The sequence below is a fragment of the Kitasatospora sp. NPDC059747 genome (assembly GCF_042732955.1).
Taxonomy (GTDB): Bacteria; Actinomycetota; Actinomycetes; order Streptomycetales; family Streptomycetaceae; genus Kitasatospora.
This window is the reverse complement of sequence record NZ_JBHWGV010000236.1, coordinates 1-5,244: the sequence shown is the minus strand read 5'-3', so window position 1 is coordinate 5,244 and position 5,244 is coordinate 1. Positions and strand designations below refer to the sequence as shown.

The window sequence follows — 5,244 nt, the reverse complement described above, 5'->3', positions numbered from 1 at the left end:
GGGGTCTCCCCCCTGCCTCTGCTGAGGCGGGCACGGCTGTGACCCGCTCCCGGCGCGGCGCCCGTCCGCGTCACCCCTCCGACGGCCTCGCGCTCACTCCGCCTCGGGCAGGCCCGCGAACTTGGTCAGCAGCCGGGCGAAGTCGGAACGTTCCTGCACCGTCCAGCCGTCCGTGATGGTGCCGAAGTACTCCTGGCGCACCCGGTGCGAGAGGGCGGCCAGCTCCCGGCCCTCCTTCGTCAGCTCCAGGCAGATGCGCCGGCTGTCGGCCTGGGAGGCGACCCGGCGGACGTAGCCGGCCTCCACGCTCGCCGCCACCAGGCGGCTCGCCCGCGAGGGGTCGACGGCCAGGCGCTCGGCGACGAGGCCGACCGTGACCTCCTGGCCGGGGTGGTCGGGCTCCTCCTCGACCGCGTCCACCACGACGCTGTGCGACAGGTCGACGTCCCGGCCCAGCTGCGCGGTCACCAGCTTGCCCAGGGACCGCCTGGTCTGGTTGCGGCGGATCCGGACCATGGCCCGCTCGATGGCGGTCAGGGCCGGGTCCGGCGCGGCGGTGTCCGGGCGACGGGTGCTGGCGGGGGTCTCGGCGGCTCTGGTCATGGCACAAATATACGCGTTGACACGTGCAGAAGGCAGATCTATGCTCAACGCACATACTTTCTTCTGGCATCTATGTTCACGAGTCACATAGTTGCTAAAAGCATAGGGGTTGCCATGTCAACCGAGCCCGACACCACCAGCACCTCCTCCCCCGCGCCCGGCGAGGGCGCCATGCCCCACCGGCACGTGATGATCGTCTACTTCGGCCTGCTCCTCGCGATGCTGATGGCCACCCTGGACTCCTCGATCGTGGCCACCGCGCTGCCCACGATCGTCGGCGACCTCGGCGGCCTGAGCTCCATCGCCTGGGTCGGCGCGGCCTACATCCTGGCCTCCAGCGCCGTGATGCCGCTGGCCGGCAAGCTCGGCGACCTGCTGGGCCGCAAGCAGGTCTTCGTCGTCTCCACCGTCGTCTTCCTCGCCGGCTCCGCCGCCTGCGGGGCCGCCCAGACGATGGGCCAGCTGATCGCCTTCCGCGTCCTGCAGGGCATCGGCGCGGGCGGCGTGATGGCCGCCATGTTCGCCCTCACCGGGGACCTCTTCGGCCCGCGCGAGCGGGCGAAGTACCAGGGGTACTCGGCCGGCGTCTTCGCGCTGTCCGCGGTCGGCGGGCCGATCGCCGGCGGCTTCTTCGCCGAACACGTCACCTGGCGCTGGGTGTTCTACGTCAACCTGCCGATCGGCGCGGCCGCCCTCGTCCTGGTCGCCCTCTACCTGCGCGGCGCCCGCCGCCCCGAGCGGCCGCGGATCGACTACCTCGGGATGCTGCTGCTCTCCGGCGCGCTGGTGTGCCTCGTCCTGCTCACCAACTGGGCCGGCAGCACCTACGCCTGGGGCTCCCTCACCACCGTCGGCCTCGCGGTGGGCGGCGTGGCGCTGCTGGTCGGCTGGGTCGTCGTGGAGCGCTCGGCCGCCGAACCGGTCATCCCGCTCGGCCTGTTCCGCGACTCCACCTTCGACATCTGCAACGCCGTGGCCTTCGTCGGCGGGCTGACCGGCTTCGGCCTGGTCTTCTTCCTCCCGCTCTACCTGCAGATCTCCGCGGGCGCCGGCGCCACCAACTCCGGCCTCCTGCTGCTCCCGATGATGTTCGGGCTGATGCTCGCGTCCTTCGGCGTCGGCGGCGCGGTCGCCAAGTCCGGCCGCTACAAGTGGTACCCGGCCGCCAGCATGCTGGTCTCCGCCGTCGCGGCCTTCCTGATGTCCACCATGACGGCCGACACCAGCCGCTTCCTGTCCGGGCTCTACATGTTCCTGCTCGGCGTCGGGGCGGGCCTGTCCCAGCAGGTCGTCGTGGTCGCGGTGCAGAACGCCGCACCCCGCGCGGACCTGGGCGCCGCCACCTCCACCGTCACCTTCAGCCGGATGCTCGGCACCTCCTTCGGCGTCTCGATCTTCGCGACCGTCCTCACGAGCCGCCTCACCCACGAGATCCCGACGTACGTCCCGGACGGCGCCGCGAACGGCATCGCCGCCAACGGCGGCATCTCACCCGAGGCGCTGCGCCGGCTGCCCGACACCGTCCGACACGGCCTGGCCCAGGCCTACGCCCACGCGCTCAGCCCGGTCTTCCTGATCGCCGGGTTCATCCTCCTCGCCGGGCTCGCCGCGGCGGTCTTCCTCAAGGACATCACGCTCGAACAGCGCGGCTGGGGCGCCGAGGAGCCGCCCGAGGCCCCCAGCGCCCCCGCCCACGCCGCCCCGCAGAGCAGCTGAGGAGCCCCGCCATGCCCCTGCTCAAAAGCTCAGCCCCGGTCAAAGGCTCAGCCCTGCTCAAGAGCTCAGCCCCGCTCAAGAAGCTCGCCCTCCTGCCGGCCGGCGCCCGCTCCAAGTGGCTGGTCCTGGTCCTGTGGCTGCTGCTCGCCGGCGTGGCCGCACCCCTCGGCGCCCAGCTGATCGGCGCCCAGAGCAACGACATCACCCAGTGGCTCCCCAGGGGCGCGGAGTCGACCAAGGCCCTGGAGACGGGGCGGGACCACTTCGGCATCGGCGACGTGCTGCCGGCCAGCATCGTCTACTCCCGCCCCGGCGGCATCACCGCCGACGACACCGGCAAGGCCGAACGCGACCGCGCCGCCTTCGCCCGCTACGGCGGCACGCCGCCCCCGCTCTCCCCGTCCGGGGACGGCCGGGCCCTGCTGCTCACCGTCCCGCTCACCATGCAGGGCGCGGACGGGTTCACCCGGCTCGTCGACGACGTCAAGGCCATCCGGCACGACGCCCACGCCGATGCCCCGGCCGGGCTCGACGTCCAGGTGACCGGCCCGGCCGGCGCCGCCGCCGACCAGTCCGCCGTGTTCGGCGGCGTCGACGGCCCGCTGCTGCTCACCACGGTCGCGGTGGTGGCGATCCTGCTGATCGTCACCTACCGCAGCCCGGTGCTCTGGCTGGTGCCGCTGCTGACCGTGGGCATCAGCTCGTCGCTGGCCAACGCCGTGGTGTACCTGCTGGTCAAGCACGCCGGCCTGGTGGTCACCGGGCAGAGCACCAGCGTCCTGACCGTCCTGGTCTTCGGCGCGGGCACCGACTACGCCCTGCTGCTGATCGCCCGCTACCGCGAGGAGCTGCGCCGCCACGAGGACCGGCACGAGGCCATGCGCAGCGCGCTGCGGCGGACGCTCCCGGCCGTCGTCGCCTCCGCGACCACCGTGACCCTGGGTCTGCTCTGCCTGCTGGCCGCGCGGATGAACTCGACCCGCGGGCTCGGCCCGGTGGCGGCGATCGGCATCGTGGTGGCCCTCGTGTCGATCACCGTGCTGCTGCCCGCGCTGCTGGTGATCCTCGGCCGCGGGCTCTTCTGGCCGTTCGTCCCGCGCCCGGTGTGGACGGGCCCGGGCGAGCCGGAGTCCGGCCCGTGGGGCCGGGTCGGCGCCGCCGTCGCCCGCCGGCCCCGCCCGGTCTGGCTGGCCAGCGCGGTGGCCCTCGCCGCGTGCGCGATCGGTGCGCTCGGCCTGCACTCCGGGCTCTCCCCGAGCGAGGCCTTCACCGGCAAGCCCGAGTCGGTGACCGGCCAGACCGTCCTCGCCGCGCACTACCCGGCCGGCTCCTCCGCGCCGCTGGACATCTACGCCGACGCGGCCAGGGCCGAACAGGTGACGGCCGCCGTCCACGGCCTGCCCGGGGTGGCCGCGGTCTCGCCCGCCCAGACCTCCGGCGACCGGCTGCGCATCCAGGCCCTGCTCAGCGATCCGCCCGGCAGCAAGGCCGCCGAGGCCACCGTCGAACACATCCGCACCGCCGTGCACGACACGGCGGACCCCGGGGCGCTGATCGGCGGCAGCACGGCCCAGAGCCTGGACGTCGCCGACACCACCACGCACGACGAGCGGCTGGTGATGCCGCTGGTGCTCGCCGTCGTCCTGCTCGTCCTGATGGTGCTCCTGCGCTCCCTGGTGGCGCCGGTGCTGCTCCTGGCGAGCGTGGTGCTGTCCTTCGGCGCGGCGCTCGGCGCCTCCGTCCTGCTCTTCCGCGCCCTCGGGCACCCGCACTCGGACGAGTCGCTGCCGCTGATGGGCTTCCTCTTCCTCGTCGCGCTGGGGGTCGACTACACGATCTTCATGATGACCAGGGCCCGCGAGGAGACCGCCCGGATCGGCCACTCCCGCGGCGTGGTGCGCGCGCTCGCCGTGACGGGCGGGGTCATCACCAGCGCCGGCCTCGTCCTGGCCGCGACGTTCGCGGCACTCGGGGTCCTTCCGTCGGTCGGCATGCTGCAACTGGGCGTCCTGGTCGCGGTGGGCGTGCCGCTGGACACCCTCGTGGTGCGCACCCTCCTGGTGCCGGCCCTCGCGCTGGACATCGGCCCGCGGCTGTGGTGGCCGGGCCGCCCGGGCCCGGCCCGGATCCCCGGCCCCCGCAGCACCGCCGCGGCGAGCACACCCGAGCCCGACGGCGTCCGCTGACGACACGGGCCCGACGGAACGGCGCCGACAGCACGTCCACGCAACACCCGCCCACACAGAACCCATCCACGCAGAACCCGTCCACTGAACGAGCGGAGAGCGAGGGAACATGACAACCGGATCCCGCCGCGACTGGATCTCCGAGGCCGAACGCGAGGCGGTGGCAGCCCAGTTGTGCGAGCAGTTCAGCCGGAGCCTGCTGACCAAGGCCGAGTTGGAGACGCGCCTGGACGACACCTTCGCGGCCGAGACCCACGAGGCGCTGCGTCACGTCACGGCCGACCTCCCGGCGGTGCGGCGCTCCGCGCCGGCCGGGGCCGCCCCACCGGCCCGGATGCGGGCGGCCCGGGGCGCCCGGCGCCCGCTGCGGCTCCGCGAGCGCCACGGCACGCGGGCGCTGGTGTACTCGATCGGCCTCTGGGCCGCCGGCGGACTCCTGTTCGGCGCCGGCTGGCTGGGCTCCGGGCCGGCGCGGCTGCTGATCCTGCTGGGGCTGGCGGCGATCCTGGTCGGCGGCCGGCCGCGCAGGTCACGCCGGTGGCGGCCGGCCGACGATCCCGGGCGACGCCTCGGGGCGTTCGGCCCGAGGGAGTGGCGCACGCGCTGGTGACCGCGATGGTGCCCGCGATGGCGACCACGGTCGTGGCTGCGCTGGTGACCACGGTGGTGGCTGCGGCGTGACCGGGCGATGAGCGGAGTGGGGGGGGGTGGGGGGGGGGGCGCCCGGCCACCCCACCCC

4 protein-coding genes are annotated in these 5,244 nt (G+C 74.0%); 3 read left to right on the top strand and 1 reads right to left on the bottom strand.

Going from position 1 to position 5,244, the window contains the following annotated elements; genetic code table 11:
• Window positions 1-93 precede the first annotated feature (93 nt).
• Window positions 94-603 carry a MarR family winged helix-turn-helix transcriptional regulator gene (locus ACFV4G_RS42930; protein WP_380449013.1) on the bottom strand — a complete coding sequence of 170 codons (510 nt, stop codon included), beginning with the start codon at window positions 601-603 and terminating at the stop codon, window positions 94-96.
• Between the two features lie 114 nt (window positions 604-717).
• On the opposite strand from ACFV4G_RS42930, the gene ACFV4G_RS42925 reads away from it, so the two are divergent.
• The 3 genes from ACFV4G_RS42925 to ACFV4G_RS42915 all read left to right on the top strand — a co-directional run bounded on the left by ACFV4G_RS42925 (window position 718) and on the right by ACFV4G_RS42915 (window position 5,115).
• A complete protein-coding gene (locus ACFV4G_RS42925; protein WP_380449011.1) occupies window positions 718-2,319 on the top strand; it encodes an MDR family MFS transporter in 1,602 nt (533 codons plus the stop codon).
• Window positions 2,320-2,330: 11 nt separating this feature from the next.
• Complete coding sequence (locus ACFV4G_RS42920; protein WP_380449009.1) at window positions 2,331-4,505, top strand: MMPL family transporter; 2,175 nt, start codon at window positions 2,331-2,333, stop codon at window positions 4,503-4,505.
• A gap of 109 nt (window positions 4,506-4,614) precedes the next feature.
• Entirely contained in the window at window positions 4,615-5,115 is a 501-nt protein-coding gene (locus tag ACFV4G_RS42915; protein ID WP_380449007.1) for a DUF1707 domain-containing protein, read from the top strand.
• The last annotated feature ends 129 nt before the right edge of the window (window positions 5,116-5,244 follow it).